Consider the following 1,030-nt stretch of genomic DNA (forward strand, 5'->3'; position numbering starts at 1 on the left):
CGCCCTGCTGCAGGCGATCGCCGCCGGCGACCTCACCGCACGCATGCATGGCGACTTCCACGGTGTGTTCGCGCGGATGCGCGACGACGCCAACGCCACCGCCGACCAGTTGACCGGCATCGTCGGCCGCATCCAGACCGCCGCGGTCAGCATCAATGCCGCCGCCAGCGAAATCGCCACCGGCAACGACGACCTGTCGCGCCGCACCGAGCAGCAGGCCGCCAGTCTGGAAGAAACCGCCGCGTCGATGGAGGAATTGACCTCCACGGTCAAGCAGAACGCCGAGCACGCGCGCCAGGCCAACCAGCTCGCCAGCGGCGCGGCGTCGGTCGCGTCCCAGGGCGGTGCCGTGGTCGGTCAGGTGGTCGAGACCATGAGCGGCATCGAGGCCTCGTCGAAGAAGATCGCCGACATCATCGGCGTGATCGACGGCATCGCTTTCCAGACCAACATCCTGGCGCTCAACGCGGCGGTGGAAGCGGCACGTGCCGGCGAGCAGGGCCGCGGGTTCGCGGTCGTTGCCAGCGAAGTGCGCACCCTGGCGCAGCGTTCGGCCAATGCCGCCAAGGAGATCAAGACGCTGATCGACGATTCGGTGACCCGCGTCGCCGAAGGCTCGGCGCTGGTCGACCGGGCCGGCAGCACCATGCAGGAGATCGTGGCGTCGGTGCAGCGGGTGACCGACATCATGGGCGAGATCTCGGCGGCCTCGCAGGAACAGTCGGCGGGCATCGAGCAGGTCAACCAGACCGTCACCCAGATGGACGAAAGCACGCAGCAGAACGCGGCGCTGGTGGAAGAAGCCACCGCGGCCGCGCGCTCGATGGAGCAGCAGTCGGTGGAGCTGACTCAGGCGGTGGCGCTGTTCAAGCTGGACGGCGCGCCGGCTGCGGCGCCGACGCCGACCCCGTTGCCGCGCGGCAGACACGCGACGCAGGCGATGACGCGCAGTCCGCGCCCGCAGGCCGCGGTCGCACCGGCACGCCGCGCGCCGTCGTTCGCGGCGGCGGTGGCGCTGGACAAGGACTGG

1 protein-coding gene is annotated in these 1,030 nt (G+C 70.5%); it reads left to right on the forward strand.

The window, feature by feature from the left end; genetic code table 11:
- Positions 1-1,030 (forward strand): methyl-accepting chemotaxis protein (locus D183_RS0120525; RefSeq protein WP_017910650.1); only part of this gene is annotated, 1,030 nt, incomplete at both ends.

It is taken from the genome of Xanthomonas sp. SHU 199 (assembly GCF_000364665.1).
GTDB classification, from domain to species: Bacteria; Pseudomonadota; Gammaproteobacteria; order Xanthomonadales; family Xanthomonadaceae; genus Xanthomonas_A; species Xanthomonas_A sontii.